Consider the following 26,797-nt stretch of genomic DNA (forward strand, 5'->3'; position numbering starts at 1 on the left):
AAGAAAATGACGTGAGTCGTTATGCTTTAGTTTCAGGAATCCTACGAATATTAAGGAGGCTATGAGAAATGGCAAGAAGATTATTTACATCAGAATCAGTAACAGAAGGACATCCAGATAAAATTGCAGACCAAGTGTCAGATGCAGTTTTAGATGCAATTTTTGAGCAAGACCCAAATGCACGTGTAGCTTGTGAAACAGCTCTTACAACAGGACTTGTATTAGTTATGGGAGAGATTACAACTAACTGCTACGTGGATATTAACAAAATCGTTAGAAATACAATCAATGAAATTGGATACAATGCACCAGAATATGGTTTCGATGGACATTCTTGTGGTGTAATCGTTGCACTTGATGAACAATCACCAGATATTGCTATGGGTGTAGATAAAGCCCTTGAAGCTAAAAAAGGTGAAATGACAGAAGAAGCAATTGAAGCAATCGGTGCTGGAGATCAAGGGATGATGTTTGGTTTCGCTTGTGACGAAACACCAGAACTTATGCCAATGCCAATTTCACTTGCTCACAGATTATCAAAAAGATTATCTGAAGTACGTAAAAATGGTACACTTAGCTACTTAAGACCAGATGGTAAAACACAAGTAACAGTAGAATACGATGGGGATAAAGTTGTTAGAATTGATGCAATCGTTGTTTCTACACAACATTCAGAAGAAGTATCTCAAGAACAAATTCACCAAGATATTATGGAACACGTTATTAAACCAATCGTTCCAGCTGAACTTTTAGATGCTGAAACTAAATACTTCATCAATCCAACAGGCCGTTTCGTAATTGGTGGACCAGTTGGTGATGCAGGTCTTACAGGACGTAAAATCATTGTAGATACTTATGGCGGATACGCAAGCCACGGCGGCGGTGCATTCTCTGGAAAAGATCCAACAAAAGTAGACCGTTCAGCAGCTTATGCAGCTAGATATGTGGCTAAAAATATCGTAGCAGCAGGACTTGCTAAAAAATGTGAAATCGAACTTGCATATGCAATCGGTGTAGCAAAACCAGTATCAATCCTTGTAAATACACATGGCACAGGTGTTGTAAGTGATGAAAAACTTGTTGAGCTTGTTGAAAAACACTTCGACCTTAGACCAGCTGGTATTATTAAAATGTTAGACCTTAGAAGACCTATCTACAAACAAACTGCAGCATATGGTCACTTCGGTCGCATCGATGTAGATTTACCATGGGAAAGAACAGATAAAGCAGAAGCTTTAAAAGCTGAAATCTAAAAGAAAAAGGTGGTGACTGAAAATGTCACCGCCTTTTTTATTATTTGGCATACATTGAGGAATAGGAATATTCATAAATTAAATTATGTATATTTTGAATGTTGAAATTATTTGAGAAATAGGATAATATGGGATGGTACTAATATTATAGGGAGGAATATAAGATGAAGAAAAAAGTGTTAGCACTGTTCATGATGGTTTTTACAGCTATTATGATGATTGGATGTAATAAGACAGGAATGAGTTTACTTGATGAGATGCAAAAAATTTATACTTGGGAAGGTGTTGATTCAAAAGCAGATATTGTAGTGGAAGCTCAAGCAGGAGAAGACACAATTAAATTTTATGGCGATGTAACTTCTTATATGAACATGGCTGATAAGGCTATGGAAGGAACTATTACATTTAAGAAGTTAGAAGCAGCAGGGGAAACTATTGATTTAACAAAAGGTGAAAGTGCCATTGCACCTATCAAAATTATTTGCAAAGGGAATCAAACTTACTTTAGTAAATCTTACATAGAAAATATTCTTAAGCTTACAGGGGTAGAGCCTTCTACTTCATTACAAAATGTGTCATCTGAATATATTGGACTAGAATATGCAGCAGCTGACGTAAGTAAAGAAGGTATGAATAAATATATTGATTTAATGAAAAAATTCAATATAGATTTAGATATTACACAAACTGATAGAACTTATACAATGGAAATTTCAGATGAAGAGTTTGTACAATTAGCAAGCGACTTTGTGACTGAACTTTTCAAAAGTGATCTCATGAAAGAAGCTATGTTAACTACAGGAGAAGTTACAGATGCTGATTATGCAGAATTACAAAAAGAATTATCAACTCAAATGACTGCTTTACTTCCAGAATTAAAAACAATGCTTAAAGGAAGTAGTGCAAAAGTAAATTATGCATTTGCAGATGATAGCTATAAAGGAAGCGTAGAAGCTAACTTAGCAATTAATGTAGATGGAGAAAAGGTAAATGTTAAGGTTATAACAACAGCAGAAAGTAAAAAAGTAGCTAAAAAAGATATTACGCTTCCCGCAGATACAAAAGTATATACAATGGAAGAATTCCAAAGCTTACTTGTACCAAATGTAGCTTATCTTGATGAAACAGATTTAGTGGTAAAAGGTAATACTGTATATGTTCCACTTAAAGACACAATGAATCAATTAGATATTGAGGTAAAATATGATTCAAAAACAAAAGCAACATCAGTAGTTATAGATGGTGAAGCAACAAAAGTAACAACAAAAGTTATAAATGGTACATCATATGTAACGCCAGCAACACTTCAAAAGTTAGGCTTCAATTACAGCCTAGACGAAGAGGGTTACGTAATGATTGAACAACTTTACAAATAATTTAAGTACCATATATAACAAAGTCTAAAAATTATATGAACCGGTTATAATCTACATGTAAACTAGATTGTAACCGGTTTGATTTTTATTTGAAAATTTGATGATAGTCTTAGTAGGCTTAAACGAAGTCTTTTGCCTAACACAAATATTGTAAAAAGAGTGAGCATGTGTGAAGAGTGTAGATGGCAGTAATGGGACCACTCGGCGGACCTCTCCATACAATCCCCACCTCTTTTGCACCCCTCCTTATATCTGTGTTATACTTATGGAAAAATGAAAGTAGAGTGGTGAATAAAGTTGAGTGAACAAATTGTCTTAGAAGCAACAGTAGAAGATATTATTTTTCAAAATCAAGAAAATGGCTATACAGTTTGTACAATTGAATATGAAGGTGAAGAGATTTCTTGCGTAGGTGAGATGGCGGGTATTTATGCTGGTGAGGAAGTTAAGATTATAGGCAGTTGGAGTACGCATCCTATCTATGGTAAACAAATAAAAGTAGATCTAATTGAGCGAAGTATGCCAAAGACTGTACAAGGTATGGAAAAATATCTGGCTTCTGGGGTAATTAAAGGTATTGGTGCAAAGACGGCTAAGAAGATAGTGAAGCATTTTGGACTAGATACGTTCCGCATCATTGAAGAGGAACCTTTAGTACTTGCTCAAATTAACGGAATTAGTGAGAAGAAGGCTATTGAGATTGGCGAAGTTTTTCACGCCCAATATGAGTTACGTAAAGCAATGTTGTTCTTGCAAGAGTACAATATTACAGCCACTTTTGCGGTTAAAATTTATAAACAATATAAAGATCAGACGATGGAAGTAGTTAAAAATACACCTTATCGCCTAGTAGATGATATTTTTGGTATTGGGTTCAAAAAGGCTGATGAAATTGCGTATCAAGTAGGGATTGCTAAGGATGATCCACATCGCATTAAAAGTGGTGTGCTTTATATTTTATCTAGCTATTCTAATAATGGACATACTTATGTACCAAAAGGAATTTTAATGGAGGAAGCTATAAAACTTCTTTTGCCAGAGGAGTATAATGCTTATTTGGTTACAGGGACATTTGAACATCCTTTAATTGAAAATGCACTAATTGAATTGACATTTGCTAAGCAAGTTATTATAAAAACATATAATGAAATACCTTGTGTATTTTTATCTTATCTTTATTATAGTGAACAGGCAGTAGCAAGAAAGTTAATTGATTTAGCTAGTCTTTATCAGAAGGATAGCGCACTAGATGTAGAGAAGGAACTAGAACATACTGAAAAGGAATTGGGCATTGAGCTTGTAGAGGAACAAAAAGAAGCGGTGCGTAGTGTACTTTCATATGGCGTAACAGTCATTACTGGAGGGCCTGGCACGGGGAAGACGACTACAATTAATGCGATTTTACACATGCTTGAAAAGGCTGGAGAAGATGTACTTTTAGCCGCACCAACAGGACGTGCAGCAAAGCGTATGAGTGAAGCAACGGGGATGGAAGCACAAACGCTGCATAGACTTTTAGAAATCAACTACATGCGAGATGATAGTAGTAAACAGATGTTTAATAAAAATGAGGATAACCCATTAGAAGCAGATGTCATTATTGTGGATGAAATGTCTATGGTAGATATTACTCTTATGAATGCTCTTATGAAGGCGGTAGTAGAGGGGCAACGTCTTATTTTAATTGGAGATGCAGATCAGTTGCCTTCAGTAGGAGCGGGCAATGTACTCAAGGATATTATAAAAAGTGGACGTATTCATGTGGTAAGGCTTATTCAAATCTTTAGACAAGCCTCTAAAAGTGCTATCGTTATGAATGCCCATCGTATTAATAAAGGTGAGTATCCAGTGGCAAATGAAAAAGGCACCGATTTCTTCTTTATGAAACGCGGAGCACAAGATGAAGTTAAAGCAACGATTATTGAACTCATTAAAACGAGACTCCCTAAATATCAAGGTTTTGATAGCTTAAAGGATATTCAGGTTTTAGCGCCTATGCGAAAGGGAATTGTAGGAGTGAATGAACTAAATAAAGCCATTCAACAAGCTATCAATCCGTTCCATGAGTTGAAGCCAGAAAAAGAGTATCGCGGTGTAATCTTTAGAGAAGGCGACAAGGTGATGCAGATTAAGAATAACTATAATACACCTTGGAAAGTGCTGGGTAAAACAGGGATGCCTATAGAAGAAGGAACTGGTGTATTCAACGGTGACTGCGGAATTATTACAAGTATTAAGGATGAAATGGAAATTCTGGTCGTAACATTTGATGACCAGAAGGTTGTAGAGTATGAATTTAGCCAGCTAGATGAATTAGAGCTTGCTTATGCAGTAACTATCCACAAATCACAGGGAAGTGAGTATCCCGTTGTGATTATTCCGGTGCATAGTGGGCCACCTATGCTTTTAAATCGTAACTTATTATATACAGCAGTTACACGTGCTAAGAAATTAGTAGTAGGTGTAGGACTTGAAACAACATTACAAAAGATGGTTGATAATAATAGAGAGATAGAGCGATATTCCAGCTTGGGGTTACACCTTTCACAAATGTTATAAGGGTAGGAAAAGGTGAAAAGTGAAGGGCGGAAGATTGTAGATAATAAGCGTTAAAATAATAGTTAAAATAGGGGAAATGAATATAGGAAGTGATAAGAAATGTATAAACAGTTTGAGGTTATTAATAAGCTAAAAGAACTTATTTACCCTAGAAAGTGTCCCCTTTGTAGAACTATTTTAGATGAAAAAGAAACTGGAGTTTTGTGTGAAAAGTGTGAGGCTTATGTTTTGAAGGAACATATATGCCTTAGATGTGGGCGTCCATATGATATGGGGCAGGAGAGATGTTTGTTTTGTGAAAATCTGGAATTGCCTTATATAGAACGAATTATTGCCTTGTTTCCCTACAAGGAAGTTTGCCGAGAAGCAGTGTTAAGGTGGAAGTATAAGGGGATTAGGAAGTATGGAAAAAGCTTTGCTAGCCTATTTGTACATGATATAGAGATATTAGAGAAAATAAGTGTAGATGCACTTATTCCCGTACCTTTGGCACCTACTAGGCTGAAAAAGAGAGGATTTAATCAATCACTTGATTTAGCAAACGAAATCAGTAACTTGTCAGGGATCCCTGTGTATGATTGTCTAAAGCGTATGAAAAATACGAAACCACAATCTCAGTGCAGTAGAGAAGAACGATTAAAAAATATTGTAGGGAGTATAGTACTTAAAGGAGCAACAATGGACTATCCCGAGTTAAAGCAAGTGGCGATTATTGACGATATATATACAACGGGCGCTACAGTTAGAGAGTGCATAAGAGTAGTACAAAAAAACTTACGCTTAAAAAATACAAATATTATTCTGCTTATTGTATGTATAGGCGTATAGAAATAAAATATTTAAGAGGGGGCATAAAAATGGAAGTAAAGGTTTGTATGCGTTGTAAAAAGATGTTTCAGTACATCACAGGACCTTCTATTTGTCCTAAGTGTAGACAAATAGAGGAAGAACAATTTCAAAAGGTGAAGGAATACTTAAGAGAAAATCCAGGAGCTGCAATGAATGTAGTAAGTGAAGAAACAAGTGTACCTGTAAAACTCATTCAAAGCTTCTTGAAACAAGGACGCTTAGAAGTTGTACCGGGTTCACCTATGATGATTCAATGTGAAAAATGTGGCGCACCTATTGTAACAGGTAAATATTGCAATAAGTGTAAAGCAGAACTAGTAGGAGAGTTATCTGCTGTGGCTAGTGAAATAACACGTGCCAAAGATGCAAATTCTGAACATCACAACGAAAAGATGCGATTCTTAAAATCAGATCGTATAAGATGATTAAATGACTTCACATAGCTATAACATAATGAATAACTAAATTTTATAAAAGTGAAATCATTAGAAGAAACCAATCTACCAGCATGTATATTTCAGGTTTTTAGTTGGTTTCTCTATATAATGTAGAAAAATATAATGTAGAACAACATATAAATGATATATAAAAGGGGATATTACATTAGAAACACTTAATGTAATATCCCCTTTTATATATGGCATAGTAACAAAAAGTGTCCCTCCCAAGTCGCCATCTAAAACAGAATTTTAACTCATACTAATCATGGTGACCTACACTTTTACGTAATTTGAAATTTGGGTTAAAGAAGGCCCAGGAATAGACGATATAATATACAGAAGTACAATAAGCAGTAAAGGAGCGGTGAATATGAGAATAGATGCAATTCATAAAATATATGAGACATATAAAGCAAATGGTGTATCAAATACTAAAAAGGTAAATAAGGCAACAAGTAAAGACGAAGTAGCTTTATCAGATACAGCAAAAGATTTTCAAACAATATATAAAGCATTAGCAGAAGTGCCAGATGTAAGAGAGGATAAAGTACAGGCGATTAAACAGCAAATGGCAAGTGGTACTTATAATGTAAAAGCATCAGAAGTGGCAGAAAAGATTTTATCTAAAATTGATCTTAGAGGATAGAAGCATATGGCAGGAATAGTATATGAACTTATGGACGTTTTAGACGCACAGGTTGAATGTTATGAAGGATTAAATACACTCGCCAAGTATAAAGAGCAAGCCATAGTAGAAAAGAACTTACAGCTTTTAGAGGAAGTCACAGGGACGGAAGAGCAGTTTGTAGGTAGACTAGGTGTATTAGATAAAAAGCGCGAAGTGTTAATGAAGGATATTGCCATGGTAACTGGTATGAATTCTAAGGAAGTAACGCTTACGACTATAGCTGCTAAGTTAAGTGCACAAGAGGAAGTAAGTAGTAAGCTTACTTCCTTAAGAGATAAGATTAAATCAGAACTTACAACGCTTAAGAGACAAAGCGACTTAAATAAGGAGCTTTTAAATCAGTCTTTAGAATTTGTGGATTTCATGATTAATGCTATTGGAAGTACCAAGGGATATGTTCATGTAGGAAATTATGGCAAACCAGGAGCAGATCAAATGGTAGAAAGACAACAAAGTGTATTTGACCATAAACAGTAATAGATTATATATGGGTGAGATAAATATATAAGGGAGCAAAGGAGAGAAACCATGTCATCAATTTCGAGTTTAGGAAAGATGGTATCTGGCCTTAATGCAGCGCAAAAGGGCTTACAGGTTACAGGACAGAATATATCAAACGTTAATACAAAAGGATATACAAGACAACAACTTTTACAACACGACACAGGCTATTTAACCATTGGGACAAATGCTGGTTATGCAATGCAAGTAGGTCTCGGTGTATCTTGTACAGAAATTAGACAAATAAGAGATGAGCTTGCAGATAAAAGATTACGTAATGAAAGTTCAATACTTGGTTACTATCAGAATATGACATCAGCAAGTCAGGAAATCGAAGCACTTTTTGACGAACCTTATGGAGACACATTAAGTGATATGATTAATGATTTTTGGGCACAGACTCAAAAATTAAATACAGCACCAGATGGTGTAGAAGAGCGTTTGAGTTTTATCAAGTCAGCTAAAGTACTTATTGGTAAAATAAATGACGTATCTAATGGGCTTTCAGCTTATCAAACACAAGTCAATAAACAAGTAGAAAGCTCAGTAAGCAAGGTTAATGAGTTGATATTACAAATTAAAGATTACAATGAAATGATTGCAAAAGCAGAAATTAATGGTGATAATGCCAATGATTATCGCGATCAAAGAAATTTATTATTAGATGAGTTATCTACATATGGTAAGGTTGACTACTATGAGGAAGCAGATAGCAGATTATTAGTTAAATTTGAAGGACATATCGTTATCAATAAGAAATTTACTAATACATTAGAGTTAAAACAGACGGAAGAAGGTAGTCCATTTAATAAACCTATTTGGTCAGATACTAAAACTGATGTTTATGATATGACCAAAGAATCAAATTCAGCTAATGGCAACGATACAGGTTCGTTAAAGGCCCTTCTTTTAGTACGTGGTGACAATTATGTTACAGCGGACACATCGTGGGATGATGTTGCACTGAATGATAATTTTAGTGTAGATAAGTCTGGTAATAGCTATATGATTCCAAAGTATCAAAAGCTCTTAAATGACTTTGCTAACAAACTAGTGAATATGGTAAATGAAGCGTTTGATGGCACTGGTATAGGTTTTCATGAAGGACAAGCTGGTGTACCTGTATTTGTACTTGCTGATGTACCATCAGATTTAGTTAAACCAGCAGCCGATGCTTCAGAAGAAGAATGGGCAGCCTATAATGAAAGATATAATGCCTTACTTATACCTGGTAATATTCAGGTAAATCCAGAACTCTTAGAGTCAGGTGGATACAATAAGTTAGGAACTGTAAGTGGCGACCCAGAAAATGCTGGAGATAACACTAAGATTACAGAATTTCTAGCTAAATGGGAAGAAAATATTGAGTGGTATCAAAATGACGGCAAGACAGCACCATTATCTAAAACAGTAAATCTGACTAATTTTTATTCTGAGTTTGTTACAGATATGGGGACAGATAGTTCTTTATATAGAATCAAAGCAAATGAAAAGAATACAAGTGTACTCAATATTGAAAATGAAAGACAGGCTATGGGTGGCGTTTCACAAGATGAGGAATTTGCAAATATGCTTAAATACCAATATGCCTATAATGCTTCGGCACGTATGATTACCATGTTAGATGGCATGCTAGATACAATTATCAATAAATTATAGAGAGAAGGGGAAAGCGGATGGCGTTTTTCGAATTTAATATTGCAATGAGTGGCTTGTTTGCAGCTCAAAGAGGTTTACAAGTGACTTCAAACAACATTACAAATGCGACGACTACTGGTTATTCAAGACAACAGTTAAGTCAAACAGCTTCAACTCCTCTTAGCGGCATAGGCGTAGGGATGACAGGAACAGGGGTTTCTACAACTGGAATCACAAGAGTAAGGGATTCATACATTGATTCTAAACTATGGACACAAAGTGCTAAGCTAGGAGAGTACAATATCAAAGTGACACAAAACTCACTTATTGAAGGCGTATTTGGAGAGCCAAGTGATAGTGGATTCACAGCAGTTTTTAATGACTTATTTAATGCAATTAGTAATTTAAGTAAGGAACCTGGTTCGGGTGAAGCTAAAGTAGCTTTAAAAGAAGAAATTGTAAGCTTTACAAAGTACTATAATAATATTTCAAGCTCTCTTGCACAATATCAGCAAGATTTAAATTACGAGTTAAAAGCAACGGTAGAGGAAGTAAATACATTAGCAGCACGTATTCAGAACCTAAATAAACAAATTTTTGAATCTGAGATGTTTGGTGATGATGCCAATAGCTTTAGAGATGAGAGAGATTTATGCATCGATAGACTCTCACAAATTGTTAATGTAGAAGCAACTGAATATGAAGAAAATATCAATGGTCAGACAGTTAAGAAATTCAAAGTAAGAATTGCTGGTCAAACATTGGTTGACCATACCCAGATGAATACATTATCTTTGGAAGTTAGAGGGCAAACAGAGAAGAATATAGATTCTATGGTAAAAGAATTAAGTGACCTTTACAATCAAAAAGGTGATGCGACATTAACTGCAGAGCAAGTTGCTGCAATTGATAAAGAAATCTCTGCAATTAATGAAAAGTTAAAGAAGCTTAGTGATGACATTAAAATTGGTGCGAATGGTAGCGTTACTTATGGAAAGACCGAGCTTCTCAAAGTAAATGGTGATTATACAACAGAGATTCAAAGTGCTGGAACTGGTAAACAAAATGCAGAGGACATCGATGATTTATATGACATTGTATGGAGCAGTGGGATGTCTTTCAATATGACAGATGATAATTTATCAGGAGAATTAAAAGGCATTATTGATATGCGTGATGGTTGTGGTTCTGGTGCGGATGTAACCTATAATGGAATTCCATATTATGTGCAGCGTTTAGATACATATGTAAGACAGTTTGCTAAAACAATGAATGAACAATACAGTATGGATGAAAACGGCTATATTGAAATAGATACGCTCACAGTAGGTGGCAGTAACGTAAGCTTTATTGAAAAAGATAAAGATGGTAACATTATTGCTTGTTATGATGAAGATAAAAATAAACTTAACTTAAGTACAGATGAGCTGAAAGAAGTAAGTGAAGAGTATACAACTAAATATAAACTCTTTACCTATAAAACAGGCAATACAAAAGGTGAGCCAACGAGTGGGGACGACCTTAAAGGTGGCGATTATAGTAAATTAACAGCAGCTAATTTTAGTATTTCAGAAGAAATCTATTCAGATATTAGTAATATGCGTACAACTTATAATGAAGAGGACACTTCAGATACAAACTTTATGCTTAAGTTACTGGATCAAAAAAGTAATAAAAAGATGTTTAAAGAAGGGGATCCAAAGGATTATATGATTGCTATCTTTAGTGAACTTGGTATCAATGCCCAAGAAGCTAAGATGTATCAAAGTACGCAGAAATCTGTCACAAGTACGATTACAAATCAACGTCTTTCAAATTCTCAAGTTGATACAACAGAGGAATTTACAAACCTTATTAAATATCAACAAGCTTATCAAGCAGCAGCTAAAATCATGAATACGATTGATGGTATTTATGAAACGACTATCTTTAAATTAGGAAACTTCTAGGGGGTGAAGTAAGTGCGTGTAACGAATGGGATGCTCATTAATAACACATTAAATGGGCTTTATAAAAATATGAATAACATGAACAAACTTTATGGTCAAATGACAACAGGGAAGAAAATCCAAACTGTATCAGATGACCCAATTATAGCAGGTCGTTCTCTGAAGCTTAAAACAACAGTTTTAGAAACAACACAATACGAAAACAATGCTAAAGAAGCTGCTTCTTGGATGGAAGTAACAGAAGCAGCACTTGATAACATGACAAATATTCTTAAAGATATTCGTACAAAGTGTTTACAAGGGGCAAATGGTTCATTATCAGCTGATGATAAGAATGCAATTAAAACAGATATTGCACAGCTTTATGAGCAAATTCTGCAAGAAGCTAATACAACTTACAGCGGAAGATATGTTTTCTCAGGTTATAAAACTAATGAACCACTAGTACTTACAAGTAAAATGACATTAGATGCAGATTTAACTGTAACGGATAATATGACAATACCTTCAGGGACTACAGTAGCAGAAGATAGTGTTGTAAAAAAAGACAGTAGTTTAGCAGCAGGTACTGTTTTAGGAAATGGAACAGTTGTACCAGCAGGTACGACATTGCCAGCAGGTACGACTTTATCAGCAGATGAAGCGAGAGATTTACTAGGGATAGATGTAACGGCTGCTCAGTATGAAGTAGATGCTGACTATACTATTCCAGAAGGAACAGAACTTTCTAAAGAGACAGCGGCTGCACTAGGGATTGATGTAACAGGAATTGAAGACGGACAAACTTATACTGTAGGCGAAGGTGGTTTTGCAGTAAATAAGGGGACTAAGCTTGATAAAGATGTAGCTGAAGAAGCACTTGGTGTAAAAGTATCTAATGAAAGTTATACTATTACAGCTGATTTAACAATTGCAGGTGATGTGACACTTAAAGGTAATATGACATTAGGCGCAGGCACAACACTTGGTGGTGACATTACGTTAAAAGGTGATTCAAGGTTAGCAGGTGGAACAACATTAGCAAAAGATTCTGTTATGAAAGCTGGTTCAACACTTCCTAAAGGTGCATTTAATCCAGTAGTGTATGGCAAAATTGATGGACAGGAAATTGCATATGAGATTGGTGTTAATAATACTATTAATATCAATACTTTAGGCATGGATAGTACATTAAGTAATATTATGGCAAGTTTAGAGGAAATGTATGGCATTGTAAATGATGCAATAGATGGAAATGTAAGTGATGAAGACCTTTATGCAGCATTTAATGAGAAGGTTGGTGAAATGGACAAATTTTTAGCAGATATTTCAAGTAAGACTGCCGACTTAGGAAGCCGTATGGCACGTGTAGACTATGTACAAACAAGACTTACTGACCAAAAGACAACCTTTAAAAGTTTACTTTCCGAGACAGAAGATATTGATATTGAAGAAGCCTATATTGACTTTAATACGCAGTATGCAACGTATCAGTCAGCACTTCAAGCGACTTCTAAAATTATCACAAATACATTAGCTGATTATTTATAGAACGTTTTTCTACATAAGAGTAGGCGTAGAAGTTAAAAACAAGGAATTAAAAAGATGTTACACAAAAAATCGTGTAACATCTTTTTTAAAATATCAAGATATATAAGGATAGAATAAGGCAATATATTGTATAATACATATAAATACGAGTAGGAGGAATATATATGAAGATAGAGACAAAAAATTTCGGGGAAATTGAATTTGCAGAAGACGGTGTAATTAATTTTAGTGAGGGGATTCCAGGTTTTAGAGAATTAAAGAGATATATTATGATTAATGATGAAGAAAGTCCATTTGCTTACTTGCAAAGCATTGAAGATGGTAATGTAAGTTTTATTATTATTAATCCATATGAGTTAAAGAAAGATTATACAATAGAAATCAAAGATCAATATGTAGCAGCATTAGGCAGTGGAAGTGCAGAGCAGTTTAGCGTATTTGTTATCACAACATTAGTTTCAAATCTAGAGGCAGCTACAGTTAACTTATTAGCGCCAATCATTATTCAAAATGAGACAAGACAAGGGATGCAAGTGATACTCGAAAATACAAAATATACAACGAGACATAAAATAGTAGATTTGCTTGCAGAAGGAGGGTGTTAGAATGTTAGCATTAACACGTAAAAAAGATGAGGCTATTATTATAGATGATAATATAGAAATTAAAGTATTAGAAGTAATGGGAGATAAGGTTAAGCTAGGTATTTCTGCACCTAAAGAAATTAGTATTTATCGTGAGGAAATTTATCTTCAAGTATTAGAAAGTAACAAAAAAGCAGCAGATGTACCAACGGGTGCTTTAGCAAGCATTAAAAATTTATTTAAATAGAAAATTAATTTTAAAAAATAATAAAAAATTTGAAAAATACTATAAAGTAATTCTCTGAACATTCGATATATATAGTGAAAATTGAAAGTTAAATGGCCAAATAACTTCATATCAATTTATATCCAATAATGGCATGGATGCCGGTTAAATTCAGGGAGGGAAATTATTATGGTAATTAATCACAATATGAACGCTATGAATGCTCATAGAAACAGTAGTTTAAACACAACAGCTACAGGAAAACACATGGAGAAACTTTCTTCAGGTCTTCGTATCAACAGAGCTGGTGACGATGCTGCAGGTCTTGCAATCTCAGAAAAAATGAGAGGCCAAATCAAATCTTTAAATCAAGCACAAAGAAATGCACAAGATGGTATTTCTTACATCCAAACAATGGAAGGTGCTTTAAATGAAGTATCTGATATGCTTACACGTGCAAAAGAAATCTGCACACAATACGAAAATGGTACATACACAGATAGTGATAAACAAAATATCACAGATGAATTAACAGCATTACAAGCTGAAATTGAACATATCAGAACAAATACTACATTCAATGGTATTCACATGGATGAAGATGTTGATATTGCTATTGATGATAAAGGAAGCAAAGTAACAATTGGAGCTACAGATATTACAGGTATTGATATCAGCGGAGCAACAACAGCAGATGAAATTAGTGCTCATATAGAAACAGTAAGTTCAGCTAGAGGTGCACTTGGTGCTCTTCAAAACAGATTAGAGCATACATCAAATAACTTAGGAACAACATCTGAAAACTTAACAGCTTCTGAATCTCGTATCCGTGATACAGATATGGCTAAAGAAATGGCTGAGTTCTCATCTAAAAACATTATTACACAAGCTTCTCAAGCTATGCTTGCTCAAGCTAACCAATTACAACAAGGCGTACTTAGCTTATTAAGATAATACATAGAAATGCCTTACATAAGACGGAAAGTTGTCTTATGTAGGGCATTTTTTAGTTTTAGGATTTAAAGATAAGCCTGGTATAGCGTGTGAAATATAAAAATTAGGCTTTAAATATATATGAGTAATTACATTAGAAGAGGAGAAAATGGATGAAAAAGTTATCATTAGTTATGATAGTAAAAGATGAAGAGCGTTGTATAGGAAGATGTTTAGAAAGTGTAAAAGAGATTGTGGATGAAATGATAGTTGTAGATACAGGTTCAAAAGATAAGACGAAGGAAATTGCATTAAATATGGGCGCAAAAGTATTTGATTATAAATGGAATAATGATTTTGCTGCTGCAAGAAATTATGCACTTAGACAATCTAGTGGTGAGTGGAATTTGGTACTGGATGCAGATGAGTATATTAGAAATGTAAATCAAGAGGCATTATTTAGCTTTATGGAAGATGAGAAGAAGTTAGGGAGAATTAAGGTTGTTAATATTTTGGGAAGTATTGAAGATGTGAAATACTCACAAGTATTTGTGTCGAGATTATTACCTAAAGGGACGTATTATGTGGGGTGTATTCATGAACAGCCTAATAGTCAGCTTATAGCTTATGATGTACCTATACAGGTTTATCATGATGGTTATTTAAGTCAGGAGATAAAAGTAAAAAGAAATTTAGCATTCTTAAAAGAACAGGTGGTTAAAAGCCCTAGAAATAGCTATTTATTATATCAGTTAGCTTATACATTACTATTAAATAAAGAATATAAAGTAGCAGAAAAGTACTTCAAGAAATTTTATCAGCTTGTGAATGAAAAAGCCTCTTATAGAAGTCAAGGAATTATCTATTTTATAGAGAACTATAAATACCTAGGGAAGTTTGAAGAAGGGCATCAATTGATTCAAAAAGAAGAAAGCAGGTTGCAATATTATAGTCAATTTTATTTTGTCTGTGCAGAGTTTTATAGAGAATATGTGTTAAGTGATGTTAGAAAAAATATAAGATACCTTCCATTAGTTGAAGCATGTTATTTAGAATGTCTAAAAATTGGAGAAAATAATTGTGACGGTGCTATTGGAACAGGAACATTCCTAGCTGCTTATAATTTAGGCGCGTGGTATGAAGTATCAAAACAATTTGATAAGGCGGCAAAATATTATGATATGGCAATAAAATGGGGATATGATAAAGCTACTGAAAGATATAGGAAGGTTAAAAAAGAAAAATAATACATAGAGAATAAGTTTAAATATTGTAAAAATTTCTTTGAATCAATTTGTTTTTATGGTGTTATTTGAAGGTAAGTCTTAAAATAAGTTTTTTAAAGGGAGATGTGATATTAATGTGTAAGGGTTTTTCTAAGGTTTTAGCTACAATGATGGTGATATTGATGTTGTTTTCAACATCAGGTAGTATGACAGTAAAGGCAGTTGAAGTACCGAAAATAGAAATGGTTGAGATTGAAAATCAGGAGTCAGTAGAGGTTTCTGATTTAGAAACTGCAAGTAATGATGATGAATGCAGACTTAATGAACAAATAAAAATTGAAGAGTTAGAAGTTGAATCATTTCCGATGACAATGTCAGAATCAACGGTTTTAGCTGGAACAATAAGTGAATATTTAACTGCTACAGGAGATGCTAAAATTTATAATATTAGTTTGCCAGCAGGGATTTATTTACAGGCACAGTTAACAGGGCCTGCGAATGAAAGTTTAGATTATGATTTATACCTTTTAGATGCAGAAGGAAATATTCTAACAGGTTCAGAGTACTATACAAATTTAAATGGTACATCAGGAACATTGCCAGAAGCTTTGGGATATATTACATCAGGAGATACAGCAACATATTACTTATATGTGCATTCTTCAGAGGGTGGAAGTATAAGTGAGGCGTTTACATTAGATTATTCTATTAGTACAGCATGTGATAGTTGGGAGATTGATGAGTCTGCAAAAAATGCATTAGCATTTACTTTTGGAGCAGCAGGTGCTTATGTTGAGTCTAGAAATTTAAGTTCACCAATTGATAATGATTGGTATGTTATTACAGTTCCTGAAAGTAGGATTTATAACAAGTTAAATATTACAGCAACAACAGAGTCTGTAAATGAGTGCTCTGTTGAAGTATATCAGAATATTTCTTCTAGTGGATATCAGATGAAGCGAGTAGGTTCAGGAAATACAGTTTCAGTAGTTACAGGTACATATTATATAAGAATATCTAATGTGAATAAGATGGAAGAATATGATGATATGGATATTCAAAATTATAAGTTGACGATTACGCCTATTTTAACAGCTAATGCTATTACTATAACTGGTCTTGAAGGTTCAGAAGGACTAAATAGATATGTTACATATCCTGGTTATGGTACATATTTTAGGACACAAGGGCAGAGTACATTAAAAATTTATGGAGTAGCAACTGTTAAAGATCCTGCTACTGGTGTAACATATGCAGTTGCAGGTCAACAAGTTAATGGATTATATTACAGTCCGGCATGGGATAATAATAACACACCAACTAATGCGACTAGAATAGGTTATGCTTTTACAGACTCAGAAGGAAAATTTGAAATTAGCATATCCTTACCTTCAGCAATAGGCAATAATATGTACGATGTAGGAATATCTTATCATTACTTTGATATTTGTGGTGTTCAAGTATCTCTTAATGAAAATAGCAATGTAACTGATTCGGAACCAATATTCCATTTGGCACATACTATATATCATAGATCTTAAGCATACTTTACTAAGGTAAATAAAAAAATTAATAAAACCTTAGAAGGGAATAATAATGCATATAAATAGTACGTACTATCAAAAAATACTTGGTTCATATCAAGATAAGAAATTATATGTGAATTGACCTCAAAATTCTGGGATTAGATTTAGTTAATGTTAAAAACAAATAATAATTGAAAAAAATGTCAAAAAAGGTATAAAGTCTTTTTGTGTTCTTCCGAAATATATAGTGATAAAGCTAAACAAGCTTTAAAACAAATAGGCAAGGATGCCAATAAACATCAAGGAGAACACAAATATGATTATTAATCACAACTTAAACGCGATGAACGCGCACAGAAACAGTAACTTAAACACAACAACAGCTGCTAAATCAATGGAGAAACTTTCTTCAGGTCTTCGTATCAACAGAGCTGCTGATGATGCTGCTGGTCTTTCAATCTCAGAAAAAATGAGAGGACAAATCAAAGGTTTAAATCAAGCTCAAAGAAACGTACAAGATGGTGTTTCTTACATCCAAACAGCTGAGGGTGCTTTAACAGAAGTATCTGATATGCTTACAAGAATGAAAGAATTAACAGTACAAAAAGCAAATGGTACATACAACACAGCTGATATCACAAACCTTGAGTTAGAAATGACACAACTTGGGGAACAAATGGATAAAATCATTGCTGATACTAAATTCAATGGTAAAGAAGTATTTGCTGGTGAAATTGATATCGTTGTAACAGATAGTGATGCAGATAAACTTCAAGTTGGTACTCAATTAGATGCATTACAATTAACTAATGGTTCAGCAACAGCTGATGTAGAAGCTGCTATTGAAAAAGTAAATACAGCAAGATCTACATTTGGGGCACACCAAAACAGACTTGAGTACACAGCTAACAACTTAGGAACAACAGCTGAAAACTTAACAGCTTCTGAATCACGTATCCGTGACACAGATATGGCTTTAGAGATGACAAAACTTTCATCTAAAAACATCATTACACAAGCTTCTCAAGCTATGCTTGCTCAAGCTAACCAATCTCAACAAAACGTATTATCTATCTTAAGATAATAAATTTAAGTACATAAAAGGGAGTCTCTATGGGACTCCCTTTTATGTATTTAAATTATAGAGAAAAATGTTTAATTTCTTTTATAGCTAAAGAGGAAGACTATCTAAGACGATAAAATAAGTAGATAAGTATTTAAAGGGGAGGTAGAAGTATGAATATTAGTGATATACGTCCTGTTAATAGTAGTGCTACTTCAGAGTATACTGTGTATCAAAGCAATCCGGGTATCAATATTCCTAAGACAAGTACAACTAGTGGGACAACTCAAGCAGAAAAACAGCTTATACAAGCTATAGAGAGTGCAAATCATTGGCAAACAGAAACTACAGAATGTGAGTTTTCTATACATGAAGAGACTAAAGAGATTATGATCAAGATTATAGATACAACAACAAAGGAAGTAATTAAAGAAATTCCATCAGAGAAAATATTAGATATGTTTGCAACAATGTGTGAGGTAACAGGGTTATTTGTAGATGAAAAAAGATAAATAAGGAGTGAAAAAAATGGGAAATACAATTAGATTTACTGGGCTTTCATCAGGGCTAGATACAGAAAGTATTGTAAAAGCAATTATGACACCGTACCAGACTAAGATTGATAAGATTAACAAGAATCAAACATTAGCAGAATGGCGTAAAGATGCATATAAGGAAATGAGTACAAAGATACAAAATTTTAGAAACAATGCACTTTCTAAAATTAAATATGCAAGTACATTAAATAAATCTAAAGTAGAGATGTCACAAGAAGGTGCCATTAAGGTAGATACAAGTAATTATACGGAAGATGGTACACATAAAATACAGGTAACCCAAATTGCAGAAAAAGCTACTGTTAAAGTAAATACTATAAGAGATACTGCAGGAAACAAATTAACTTCAGATAGTAAGATATCTGAGATAGCAGGAATGCCGGCATCAGGTGATATCACAATTAATGGAAGAACTTTTAGATTTGACAGTAATACAAAAATCTCTGATTTAGAAACTGTATTAAGTACAGATGATATTAGTGTTAAATTTGATGCAAGTGCAGGTGCTTTTTTAATTAATAGCAAAGAGACAGGTAGCAGTCAAAAAATAGAAATCAGTAGTACAGATAGCAAAGTTTTAGAGGCTATGGGGATACAAGGAGTAAGTGCGAGTGGTGTGTATAGCTGTCAAGGGGAAAATGCAGAGATTGTTTATAATGATGGCGTAAGCATTAGTTCAGAGTCTAATAAAATAGAAGTAAATGGTATTAGCTTCACAGCTACAGCTACAACAACTCAGCCTGTTACTGTAACTATTAGTAAAGATATTGATGGCATGGTAGAAGCTATTACTGACTTTGTAAAAGAATATAATACTTTACTAGAAGAGATTAATAGCAAGGTATCTGTTGATTCAGCAAAGGGATATGAGCCTTTAACTGATGAAGAAAAAGAGGCCATGACAGAAAAAGAAATTGAGAAATGGGAAGAAAAGATAAAAGGTGCTATATTTAGAAATGATAGTACACTTAAAGACCTTGGTAGTATGCTAAGACAAGCTACGACTAATGACTATTCTAAAAGTGATGGCTTAAATAAGGAATGCAGTATGCTTGTACAATTAGGTATTTCATCATCTAACTGGTCTGAAAGAGGTAAGTTAACAGTAGATGAAAAGAAATTAAGAGCAGCCCTTACAGATAATGGTGATGATGCTATTAGTTTATTGACAACTATGGCAAACAATATTGAGCAAGAATTAAATAAGCGTTCAACAAGTACAGAGTTTAGAAGTTATGGACAGTACTTTAGTGATAAAGTACAGACTGATAATATTGCACAATATAAGAAAGACATTATTACAGCGCAAGCAAAATATGATAAATTAGAGTCAATGTACTATAAAAAGTTTACAGCAATGGAAACAGCGATGAATAAAATGAATTCTCAGAGTTCACTATTCTCATCATTATAGAATACATAAGTATTTAGGAGGAAAATATGGTAGCTAATCCATATGCAACATACCAACAAAATAGTATTAATACTGCATCAGGCCCAGAACTAACATTAATGTTATACAATGGTGCAATTAAATTCTGTAACATAGCAGTAGAAGCCATTGAAAAGAAGAATGTAGCTAAGGCACATGAAAATATTGTAAAGGTAGAAAACATTATTGAAGAACTTAGAGCAACATTAAATAAAAAGTATCCAATAGCACTTGAAATGGACGAAATTTATGAATACATATATGAGTTACTAGTACAAGGAAATATGAAAAAGGATACACAAAAGATAGAGGATGCATGCAGCCTCATTAGAACTTATCGTGATGCATGGCAAGTTGCTATGAAATCAAGACATTAATTGATGTAGGTGAAATAGAATTAGGTCTCATGTAGATATGAGACCTAATTTTATTATTGGGTAATAAAGCAAAAGTAAAATACGATATAACCATAGTAATAATAAAAATTAAAGAGGGGTTAACTTAAATGACAAAGAGAGCGTTAATAGAACAATTAATAGAGATTACAAAACTTCAGACAATAGCTTTAGAAAAAGAGGATATAGATGAATATAATAGATTATTAGATGAAAGACAGGTGGCATTAGATAAGATTCAAGTTTTACATGAAGTACAGCCAGAGACTAAAGAACAACATGAAGAAGAACTTGTTACACAGTTAAAGGCAATAGATGCACAAAATAGAGTGGAGTTTGAAAAACAGTTTGAAGAAGTAAAAAAGAAGCTACGTGAAGTAAGGGCAATGAAAAAAAGAGAAGAACACTATAATAACCCTTATGATATTTCATGGGAAGAAGGCGTATTCTTTGATAAGAAGGAGAGAAGATAAATGGAGAATATGACACAAGGTAAAATTTCATTAGTAATGATTGTTAAAAATGAAGAAGCTGTATTAGGAAGATGTTTAGAAAGTGTACAAGGTATAGTGGATGAAATTGTGATAGCAGATACGGGGTCCACAGATGCGACTGTAGAGATAGCCAAAAAGTTTAATGCGAATGTATATCCATTTACTTGGTGCAATGATTTTAGTGCAGCTAGAAACTTTGCACTTAGTAAGGCAACTGGTGATATACGTTTGATTTTAGATGCAGACGAGTATATTATAAAAGGAAGTAAAGCGGATATATTAAATACAGTAAATCCTAATGTAGTAGGTCAAGTATTAATGTTTAATATATTTGAGAAAGACAATGAGATGAATTGTACTAAGAATTATATGTCACGGCTAATTTGTAAAGGTGTAGGGTATAAGGGAACGATTCATGAACAAATAAATAGTAATTTACCAAGGGTAAAAACAAATATAGAAGTTGAACATGATGGATATTTACATAAAAATAAATCAGAGCGTAACTTAGCTATTTTATTTGAAGCAATAAAAGAAGAACCAGAAGATACCTACTTACTTTATCAACTTGCACATACTTTATATGTAGGTGAAAGAAAAGAAGAAGCAATAGAATGGTATGAGAAATATTACAGATACAGTAAAATGAATGAGAGTTATAGATGTGCAGCGCTTGTAGATTACCTGTATAATATGATATCGGTAGGAAAATTAGAAAAAGGAATAGAGCTTATAGAAAAGGAAGAAAAACACTATTACGATTCCCCAGACTTTAATTTTGTATGTGCTCAGTTTTATAGAGACTTGGTCTTATCGGATGTTCAGAAATACATTAACTATTTGCCACTTATTGAACAATATTATCTAAAATGCCTAGAAATAGGTGAGACTACAAAGTATGATAGTGTCGTAGGAACAGGCAGTTATAGTGCAGCGTATAATCTAGGTGTATGGTATGAAGTGACTAAGCAGTTTGATAAAGCTAAGATATGTTATGAGATGGCCACAGAATGGGGCTATGAAAAAGCAGCTGAAAGGTTAGCAGCACTTATGTAATAATGAAACTATAATATAACTATAATATGTAGAAGCTATATGAGAAATATAAAATAACGTAGGGAGGAGGCATCAAGATGGATGAGTTAATAGGAATGTTAGGTTATATATATGAGTTGTTAGAGCAAATTAGTGCAATAACAACCAATCAAACAACGGTACTACTGCAATCTAATGAAACGACAGATGAAGCTAACGATGCCTTAGATATGTTAGAAAATATGGTGACTTATAAAGAAGAGATTACAAATCAATTAGTAATGCAGGAAGAAACGTTTGATAAAGCATATGATAAGTACAGAGGCAAAATAACAGATCCAGCTTATGTACAGCTCTTTAAAGAGTGGGTTGGGCGTATCATGGCGAAGAAAAAAGAGATTGTAGATGCAGAGCAAAATAATGTTATTATTATGCAAACCTTAGCAAAGAAAAAGGTTAAATGCATGGAGATTCCAAAGGGTGCCAGAGAAGTAACGAATGCGTACAAGAAACACCAAATAAAAACCTAAATTTTACAAAAAAATATGGTGTAATTAGCTTGACGACCTATTCAGGATTGTGATATATTTAGTTTGTACCTAAATAGGTCTTTTTTTTATGGCAATTTTTAAGAGATAAAGCTCAAGTGGAGGTGTCAAAAAATGAGAGTACAAATTACTTTAGCTTGTGAAGAATGCAAGCGTAGAAACTACAATATGACTAAGGATAAAAAAGCACATCCAGATCGTATGGAAACAAAAAAATATTGTAGATTCTGTAAAACACACACTGTACACAAAGAAACTAAAAAATAATTTGTGTGCTTAAACACACCAGGGAGGAAGTGGATTATGATAGGATATTTTAAAGACTTCATTGCAGAAAGCAAAAGAGTTGTATGGCCTAACAGACAAGAACTTACTAAATTAACATTAAACGTTCTAGGATTATCTATTATCGTTGCAATAATCATTTATGCAATGGACTTCGCCATCGGTGGTGGAATTGAAGGACTTATGTATTTAAGAGGATTATTATAAGATGGAGGAACAAGTTATTATGGAAAAGGCAAGATGGTATGTGGTTCATACATTTTCTGGATATGAGAACAAAGTAAAAGCGAATATTGAGAAAGCGATTAAAAATCGTGATATGGAAGACCTCATCCAAGCTGTTGAAGTTCCTCTGCAACAAGAAATCGAGGAAAAGAATGGTGTTAAAAAGACTGTTCAACGTAAAACATTCCCTGGTTATGTACTAATTAAAATGATAATGACGGATGATACATGGTATGTCGTAAGAAATACCAGAGGGGTTACGGGCTTTGTAGGTCCTGACTCTAAACCAGTTTCACTTTCATTAGAAGAAGTAAAGAACATGGGAATAGAACTCTACGGAGCTGCGCCAAATGTAAATATCGGTGACGCTGTTACCTTACTTACAGGTGCTTTTGAAGGCTCTGAAGGGATTGTTAAAGAAATTCACCAAGCTAAAGGGACACTTGTTGTATCAGTTAGCGGATTTGGTAGAGAGTTCCCTGTTGAGATTAATATCAATCAAGTAGAAGTATTTGAGTAATATTAATCACGAAGGAAACTACACTTAACCTAAGATGTAGGCTTCAATGTATGAGTAATCATTAAATTACAAACGCGCGAGTGGGAGGGAATTCCCCGCGAATACCACATTTTTTTAGGAGGTACTGTAAAATGGCAAAAAAAGTTACAGGTATGATCAAATTACAAATTGCAGCTGGTAAAGCAACTCCAGCTCCACCAGTTGGTCCAGCTCTTGGTCAACACGGTGTTAATATCGTTCAATTTACAAAAGAGTTCAATGAAAGAACAGCAAAAGACGCTGGTTTAATTATCCCAGTTGTTATCACTGTATACCAAGACAGAAGTTTTTCTTTCATCACAAAAACTCCACCAGCAGCTGTATTATTAAAAAAAGCAGCTAAAATCGAGTCAGGTTCACCTAACTCAATCAAACAAAAAGTAGCTACAATTTCTAAAGAAGAAATTACAAAAATTGCTGAATTAAAAATGCCTGACTTAAACGCAGGTAGCCTTGAAGCAGCTGAAAGCATGATCGCTGGTACAGCTCGTTCAATGGGAATCGTAATTGCAGAATAATTTTTAAGTAGAATAATTTTAGGCGCGTAACTATTTACGTGGGAGGGCATAGACCCCGATAAGACCACAAGGAGGTAAAGTAATGAAAAGAGGAAAAAAATATATTGAAGCTGCTAAATTAGTAGACCGTGCAATGGTTTACGATCCAGCAGAAGTATTTGCATTAGTAGAAAAAACATCAACTGCTAAATTTGATGAAACAGTTGAAGCACACATCAAATTAGGTGTAGACAGCCGTCACGCTGATCAACAAGTTCGTGGTGCTATCGTATTACCACACGGTACAGGTAAAACTCAAAGAGTTTTAGTATTCGCTAAAGGAACAAAAGCTGATGAAGCTTTAGCAGCAGGTGCTGACTTTGTTGGTGGCGAAGACCTTATTCCAAAAATTCAAAATGAAGGTTGGTTTGAATTTGACGTTGTAGTTGCAACTCCAGACATGATGGGTGTTGTTGGTAGACTTGGTCGTGTACTTGGGCCAAAAGGTTTAATGCCAAACCCTAAAGCTGGTACAGTAACAATGGACGTAACAAAAGCAATCCAAGATATCAAAGCTGGTAAAATTGAATACCGTCTTGACAAAACAAACATTATTCACGTTCCAATCGGTAAAGTATCTTTCGGAGCTGAAAAATTACAAGACAACTTCCACACATTAATGAGTGCAGTTATAAAAGCGAAACCAGCTGCTGCTAAAGGTCAATACCTTCGTAGCATCTCTGTTTCAACAACAATGGGTCCTGGTATCAAAGTAAACCCAATGAAAGCTGATCAATAATAGATATAAAGAGTGTTATAGAACTAGTGTAAATTAGTTCTATAACACTCTTTTTTATTATCTAGGAAAGTTCTACTTTCCTAGATAATAAAAAAATGAAATTGATAAGCCAAAGGTTAAAAAGTGGCATACTAAATAGACTTATAAACAAAAATTATTTTTTATATTCATAAGTTACACCTTGAATACCTGTGTATGAAACAGGCGTTAGTGTTCCATCACATTTTTGGCAAAATGGTTGAGGTGGTACTGAGCTAGGAAGACCATTAAAAATATTGTCTTCCTCAAGTTCTTGAACAATAAATTGTGGGACCCATAGGTGCTCACCACATTTGGTACAAACAAATTCAACTAAATCATCTTCTTCTGTAAAACCTTCTAAAATATTCAAAGTAAAATTCTCCTTAATGCATTCAAGATTAAAATCTTCTAAGAAGAATTATACGATAAATGAGTCGGATAAAAAATATCAACTAGTTCCATGAGATTGCCACAACTACATTTAAGAGGATCATAGCCGAAGGATAATAAGATACGTTCACGCCAGTGAGAATAATGTTCGTGAAAAACACGTTTACTTTGAGGCAACATCTTAAAGAGAAGATGGCTAAACTTATGCTTTTTGGCATAGAGACCATAATAGCGGACAGTTTTAAATTGTCCCTCTGGAATATGAATGATAAGGCGTTTGATAAAATCAAAAGCAGAAATACTTTCAATAACTTTTTGATTGTCCTCATGACGTTGATACCAGAAAGTGACAGTTTGACCATCATAGTTTAATATACGAGACTGAGCCATAGCAGGTCTACCAGTATAACGGACAACATACTGGATAGCTTTATTAGTGTCAGCTAGAGGGTTAGGTTTTGCATAAACATAAAATCCATCTTTATAAGAATAGTAAAGAGAAGTCTTTAACTGATAAAAAGAAGGACCAATAGACTTTTCCATAAGGTCAAGTAAAGTGGCTTGAAAACGACGACGAAGCATTGGATAAGGAAAGTGCTTAAAGTGTTTCCAAACAGTAAGGTTGCCAGAAGCACCTTCTGTAATTAGAGTATGTATATGAGGATTCCATTTGAGATCGCGGCCGAAAGTATGTAAAGTAGAAACAAAACCTGGGGTAAAATTTTCCTTTTTATTTTGTGAACCAAACCAAGAAAGAAGGGTAAGAGAAACAGCTTGAAAAAGGATGTTAAGTAAAGAACGATCTTTACGAAAGAAAGAGCGAAGCTCAGAAGGGATTGTAAAAACTAGATGACGGTGCTTACATTTAATAAGTTTTTTAGAAAGATTGAAAGCACGAGAGTTAACATACTGCATACCACAAGTGTTGCAAAAACGACTTTTACAACGAAAAGGGACATGAAGAACAGAGCCACAATGAGAACACTGATAAAGTGCGTGGCCTTGAGAAAAATCACCACAATAGATGACTTTATTAACTTCTTTAAATACAATAGGGCGAATTTTAAATTTAGAATTAGATTTTATAAAGTTATGCCAATGATCTTTAAGAATTTGTTTAATAGTAAATGTGGAATGTTTAATCATAATATCACCTAATATAGGTATATCATAGCCGTTAATTTAAGCCTAAGTTTTTCCAAGTCGAAGTATTTCTTCT

The 26,797-nt window shown here is 33.9% G+C and carries 29 protein-coding genes; 27 read left to right on the forward strand and 2 right to left on the reverse strand.

The features are described 5' to 3' along the window. The first annotated feature begins 68 nt into the window (after positions 1-68). From metK to rplA, 27 genes are all read left to right on the forward strand, one after another. Positions 69-1,253, forward strand: coding sequence for a methionine adenosyltransferase (gene metK / locus AC1VAQ_RS13840; RefSeq protein ID WP_302599197.1), 1,185 nt, complete (start codon positions 69-71; stop codon positions 1,251-1,253). Between the two features lie 164 nt (positions 1,254-1,417). After that, positions 1,418-2,629 (forward strand): hypothetical protein, encoded by a 1,212-nt coding sequence (locus AC1VAQ_RS13845; protein WP_479904042.1) that lies wholly within the window; start codon positions 1,418-1,420, stop codon positions 2,627-2,629. 297 nt (positions 2,630-2,926) lie between these two features. Continuing rightward, a complete protein-coding gene (gene recD2 / locus AC1VAQ_RS13850) occupies positions 2,927-5,188 on the forward strand; it encodes an SF1B family DNA helicase RecD2 (RefSeq protein ID WP_479904043.1) in 2,262 nt (753 codons plus the stop codon). Positions 5,189-5,287: 99 nt separating this feature from the next. Then, on the forward strand, positions 5,288-6,016 hold the full coding sequence (locus tag AC1VAQ_RS13855; RefSeq protein WP_302599100.1) for a ComF family protein: 729 nt from the start codon (positions 5,288-5,290) through the stop codon (positions 6,014-6,016). 29 nt (positions 6,017-6,045) lie between these two features. Then, the gene (locus AC1VAQ_RS13860) at positions 6,046-6,462 is read left to right on the forward strand and encodes a flagellar protein (protein WP_302599101.1); all 417 of its coding nucleotides are present in this window, start codon (positions 6,046-6,048) and stop codon (positions 6,460-6,462) included. 385 nt (positions 6,463-6,847) lie between these two features. Beyond that, positions 6,848-7,123 carry a flagellar biosynthesis anti-sigma factor FlgM gene (gene flgM / locus AC1VAQ_RS13865; RefSeq protein ID WP_302599102.1) on the forward strand — a complete coding sequence of 92 codons (276 nt, stop codon included), beginning with the start codon at positions 6,848-6,850 and terminating at the stop codon, positions 7,121-7,123. A gap of 6 nt (positions 7,124-7,129) precedes the next feature. Next, complete coding sequence (locus AC1VAQ_RS13870) at positions 7,130-7,642, forward strand: flagellar protein FlgN (protein WP_302599103.1); 513 nt, start codon at positions 7,130-7,132, stop codon at positions 7,640-7,642. Between the two features lie 51 nt (positions 7,643-7,693). Beyond that, the gene (flgK, locus tag AC1VAQ_RS13875; protein ID WP_302599104.1) at positions 7,694-9,325 is read left to right on the forward strand and encodes a flagellar hook-associated protein FlgK; all 1,632 of its coding nucleotides are present in this window, start codon (positions 7,694-7,696) and stop codon (positions 9,323-9,325) included. A gap of 17 nt (positions 9,326-9,342) precedes the next feature. Continuing rightward, positions 9,343-11,253 (forward strand): flagellar hook-associated protein FlgK, encoded by a 1,911-nt coding sequence (gene flgK / locus AC1VAQ_RS13880; RefSeq protein ID WP_303244266.1) that lies wholly within the window; start codon positions 9,343-9,345, stop codon positions 11,251-11,253. 12 nt (positions 11,254-11,265) lie between these two features. Further along, a complete protein-coding gene (flgL, locus tag AC1VAQ_RS13885) occupies positions 11,266-12,783 on the forward strand; it encodes a flagellar hook-associated protein FlgL (protein ID WP_302599106.1) in 1,518 nt (505 codons plus the stop codon). A 164-nt stretch (positions 12,784-12,947) separates the two neighbouring features. Continuing rightward, on the forward strand, positions 12,948-13,388 hold the full coding sequence (gene fliW, locus AC1VAQ_RS13890) for a flagellar assembly protein FliW (protein WP_302599107.1): 441 nt from the start codon (positions 12,948-12,950) through the stop codon (positions 13,386-13,388). 1 nt (position 13,389) lies between these two features. Beyond that, positions 13,390-13,614, forward strand: a complete 225-nt coding sequence (gene csrA / locus AC1VAQ_RS13895; protein WP_302599108.1) for a carbon storage regulator CsrA — start codon at positions 13,390-13,392, stop codon at positions 13,612-13,614. Positions 13,615-13,782: 168 nt separating this feature from the next. Beyond that, positions 13,783-14,547 (forward strand): flagellin N-terminal helical domain-containing protein, encoded by a 765-nt coding sequence (locus tag AC1VAQ_RS13900; RefSeq protein WP_302599109.1) that lies wholly within the window; start codon positions 13,783-13,785, stop codon positions 14,545-14,547. A gap of 152 nt (positions 14,548-14,699) precedes the next feature. Next, complete coding sequence (locus AC1VAQ_RS13905; RefSeq protein WP_302599110.1) at positions 14,700-15,773, forward strand: glycosyltransferase family 2 protein; 1,074 nt, start codon at positions 14,700-14,702, stop codon at positions 15,771-15,773. A gap of 113 nt (positions 15,774-15,886) precedes the next feature. Further along, positions 15,887-17,293: a hypothetical protein gene (locus AC1VAQ_RS13910; protein ID WP_302599111.1), complete on the forward strand. Its 1,407-nt coding sequence runs from the start codon at positions 15,887-15,889 to the stop codon at positions 17,291-17,293. Between the two features lie 301 nt (positions 17,294-17,594). Then, positions 17,595-18,362, forward strand: a complete 768-nt coding sequence (locus AC1VAQ_RS13915) for a flagellin N-terminal helical domain-containing protein (RefSeq protein ID WP_302599112.1) — start codon at positions 17,595-17,597, stop codon at positions 18,360-18,362. 152 nt (positions 18,363-18,514) lie between these two features. After that, the gene (locus AC1VAQ_RS13920) at positions 18,515-18,853 is read left to right on the forward strand and encodes a flagellar protein FlaG (RefSeq protein WP_302599113.1); all 339 of its coding nucleotides are present in this window, start codon (positions 18,515-18,517) and stop codon (positions 18,851-18,853) included. Between the two features lie 16 nt (positions 18,854-18,869). Next, entirely contained in the window at positions 18,870-20,312 is a 1,443-nt protein-coding gene (fliD, locus tag AC1VAQ_RS13925) for a flagellar filament capping protein FliD (protein ID WP_479904044.1), read from the forward strand. A 26-nt stretch (positions 20,313-20,338) separates the two neighbouring features. After that, positions 20,339-20,707, forward strand: coding sequence for a flagellar export chaperone FliS (gene fliS / locus AC1VAQ_RS13930; RefSeq protein WP_479904045.1), 369 nt, complete (start codon positions 20,339-20,341; stop codon positions 20,705-20,707). Positions 20,708-20,835: 128 nt separating this feature from the next. Then, entirely contained in the window at positions 20,836-21,198 is a 363-nt protein-coding gene (gene fliT / locus AC1VAQ_RS13935) for a flagellar protein FliT (RefSeq protein ID WP_302599116.1), read from the forward strand. Beyond that, positions 21,199-22,275 carry a glycosyltransferase family 2 protein gene (locus AC1VAQ_RS13940; RefSeq protein ID WP_302599117.1) on the forward strand — a complete coding sequence of 359 codons (1,077 nt, stop codon included), beginning with the start codon at positions 21,199-21,201 and terminating at the stop codon, positions 22,273-22,275. Between the two features lie 77 nt (positions 22,276-22,352). Next, positions 22,353-22,784, forward strand: coding sequence for a hypothetical protein (locus tag AC1VAQ_RS13945; RefSeq protein WP_302599118.1), 432 nt, complete (start codon positions 22,353-22,355; stop codon positions 22,782-22,784). A 132-nt stretch (positions 22,785-22,916) separates the two neighbouring features. Next, positions 22,917-23,069 carry a 50S ribosomal protein L33 gene (gene rpmG, locus AC1VAQ_RS13950; protein WP_302599119.1) on the forward strand — a complete coding sequence of 51 codons (153 nt, stop codon included), beginning with the start codon at positions 22,917-22,919 and terminating at the stop codon, positions 23,067-23,069. A gap of 36 nt (positions 23,070-23,105) precedes the next feature. Then, positions 23,106-23,294, forward strand: coding sequence for a preprotein translocase subunit SecE (gene secE / locus AC1VAQ_RS13955; RefSeq protein ID WP_302599121.1), 189 nt, complete (start codon positions 23,106-23,108; stop codon positions 23,292-23,294). Positions 23,295-23,313: 19 nt separating this feature from the next. Continuing rightward, positions 23,314-23,832, forward strand: coding sequence for a transcription termination/antitermination protein NusG (gene nusG / locus AC1VAQ_RS13960; RefSeq protein ID WP_302599129.1), 519 nt, complete (start codon positions 23,314-23,316; stop codon positions 23,830-23,832). A 131-nt stretch (positions 23,833-23,963) separates the two neighbouring features. Next, the gene (rplK, locus tag AC1VAQ_RS13965) at positions 23,964-24,389 is read left to right on the forward strand and encodes a 50S ribosomal protein L11 (protein ID WP_302599122.1); all 426 of its coding nucleotides are present in this window, start codon (positions 23,964-23,966) and stop codon (positions 24,387-24,389) included. A gap of 82 nt (positions 24,390-24,471) precedes the next feature. Further along, positions 24,472-25,167, forward strand: coding sequence for a 50S ribosomal protein L1 (rplA, locus tag AC1VAQ_RS13970; RefSeq protein WP_302599124.1), 696 nt, complete (start codon positions 24,472-24,474; stop codon positions 25,165-25,167). Positions 25,168-25,321: 154 nt separating this feature from the next. Here the strand turns inward: rplA and AC1VAQ_RS13975 are convergent, their stop codons facing one another. Continuing rightward, entirely contained in the window at positions 25,322-25,558 is a 237-nt protein-coding gene (locus AC1VAQ_RS13975; RefSeq protein ID WP_302599125.1) for a hypothetical protein, read from the reverse strand. Positions 25,559-25,596: 38 nt separating this feature from the next. Beyond that, positions 25,597-26,724, reverse strand: a complete 1,128-nt coding sequence (locus AC1VAQ_RS13980) for an IS91 family transposase (RefSeq protein WP_302599127.1) — start codon at positions 26,722-26,724, stop codon at positions 25,597-25,599. Positions 26,725-26,797: the final 73 nt, after the last annotated feature.

The sequence above is a fragment of the Cellulosilyticum sp. genome, from assembly GCF_982396655.1.

Coding starts and splice junctions, on each gene's coding strand:
- metK (WP_302599197.1), top strand. CDS start 69: ATGGCAAGAAGATTATTTACATCAGAATCAGTAACAGAAGGACATCCA.
- AC1VAQ_RS13845 (WP_479904042.1), top strand. CDS start 1,418: ATGAAGAAAAAAGTGTTAGCACTGTTCATGATGGTTTTTACAGCTATT.
- AC1VAQ_RS13855 (WP_302599100.1), top strand. CDS start 5,288: ATGTATAAACAGTTTGAGGTTATTAATAAGCTAAAAGAACTTATTTAC.
- AC1VAQ_RS13860 (WP_302599101.1), top strand. CDS start 6,046: ATGGAAGTAAAGGTTTGTATGCGTTGTAAAAAGATGTTTCAGTACATC.
- flgM (WP_302599102.1), top strand. CDS start 6,848: ATGAGAATAGATGCAATTCATAAAATATATGAGACATATAAAGCAAAT.
- AC1VAQ_RS13870 (WP_302599103.1), top strand. CDS start 7,130: ATGGCAGGAATAGTATATGAACTTATGGACGTTTTAGACGCACAGGTT.
- flgK (WP_302599104.1), top strand. CDS start 7,694: ATGTCATCAATTTCGAGTTTAGGAAAGATGGTATCTGGCCTTAATGCA.
- flgK (WP_303244266.1), top strand. CDS start 9,343: ATGGCGTTTTTCGAATTTAATATTGCAATGAGTGGCTTGTTTGCAGCT.
- fliW (WP_302599107.1), top strand. CDS start 12,948: ATGAAGATAGAGACAAAAAATTTCGGGGAAATTGAATTTGCAGAAGAC.
- csrA (WP_302599108.1), top strand. CDS start 13,390: ATGTTAGCATTAACACGTAAAAAAGATGAGGCTATTATTATAGATGAT.
- AC1VAQ_RS13900 (WP_302599109.1), top strand. CDS start 13,783: ATGGTAATTAATCACAATATGAACGCTATGAATGCTCATAGAAACAGT.
- AC1VAQ_RS13905 (WP_302599110.1), top strand. CDS start 14,700: ATGAAAAAGTTATCATTAGTTATGATAGTAAAAGATGAAGAGCGTTGT.
- AC1VAQ_RS13910 (WP_302599111.1), top strand. CDS start 15,887: ATGTGTAAGGGTTTTTCTAAGGTTTTAGCTACAATGATGGTGATATTG.
- AC1VAQ_RS13915 (WP_302599112.1), top strand. CDS start 17,595: ATGATTATTAATCACAACTTAAACGCGATGAACGCGCACAGAAACAGT.
- AC1VAQ_RS13920 (WP_302599113.1), top strand. CDS start 18,515: ATGAATATTAGTGATATACGTCCTGTTAATAGTAGTGCTACTTCAGAG.
- fliD (WP_479904044.1), top strand. CDS start 18,870: ATGGGAAATACAATTAGATTTACTGGGCTTTCATCAGGGCTAGATACA.
- fliS (WP_479904045.1), top strand. CDS start 20,339: ATGGTAGCTAATCCATATGCAACATACCAACAAAATAGTATTAATACT.
- fliT (WP_302599116.1), top strand. CDS start 20,836: ATGACAAAGAGAGCGTTAATAGAACAATTAATAGAGATTACAAAACTT.
- AC1VAQ_RS13940 (WP_302599117.1), top strand. CDS start 21,199: ATGGAGAATATGACACAAGGTAAAATTTCATTAGTAATGATTGTTAAA.
- AC1VAQ_RS13945 (WP_302599118.1), top strand. CDS start 22,353: ATGGATGAGTTAATAGGAATGTTAGGTTATATATATGAGTTGTTAGAG.
- rpmG (WP_302599119.1), top strand. CDS start 22,917: ATGAGAGTACAAATTACTTTAGCTTGTGAAGAATGCAAGCGTAGAAAC.
- secE (WP_302599121.1), top strand. CDS start 23,106: ATGATAGGATATTTTAAAGACTTCATTGCAGAAAGCAAAAGAGTTGTA.
- nusG (WP_302599129.1), top strand. CDS start 23,314: ATGGAAAAGGCAAGATGGTATGTGGTTCATACATTTTCTGGATATGAG.
- rplK (WP_302599122.1), top strand. CDS start 23,964: ATGGCAAAAAAAGTTACAGGTATGATCAAATTACAAATTGCAGCTGGT.
- rplA (WP_302599124.1), top strand. CDS start 24,472: ATGAAAAGAGGAAAAAAATATATTGAAGCTGCTAAATTAGTAGACCGT.
- AC1VAQ_RS13980 (WP_302599127.1), bottom strand. CDS start 26,724: ATGATTAAACATTCCACATTTACTATTAAACAAATTCTTAAAGATCAT.